Source organism: Arthrobacter sp. USHLN218 (assembly GCF_037144715.1).
Classification (GTDB): Bacteria; Actinomycetota; Actinomycetes; order Actinomycetales; family Micrococcaceae; genus Crystallibacter.
Genome location: NZ_JBBCYT010000033.1, coordinates 1 through 236, shown reverse-complemented (window position 1 = coordinate 236; position 236 = coordinate 1). Strand labels below are relative to the sequence as shown.

At 75.8% G+C, this 236-nt stretch carries 1 protein-coding gene; it reads left to right on the top strand.

The genetic code is table 11. From position 1 onward, the window contains the following. On the top strand, nucleotides 1–236 hold a 236-nt coding region (locus tag WFH44_RS21390), incomplete at both ends, for a hypothetical protein (protein WP_336716667.1).

Here is a 236-nt window from a genome sequence, read left to right as displayed (position 1 = left end):
GCGCGCACTTCCCGGGTACGGTGGCGGCGTTGGGTGAGGGGCGGGTGGATCTGGGCCGGGCGACCGTGATCGTGCGCGGCTCCCGCGACCTGCCCGCCGCGGTATTGGGCGAGTATGAGCAGGCAGTGCTGCCCGGGGCGGAGCACGTGGTCCGCGAGACCGTGCAGGACCGCGCCCGGGCGGCCCGGCACCGGCTGCACCCGCAGACCCTTCAGGAGCGGCATGCCCGGGCGATG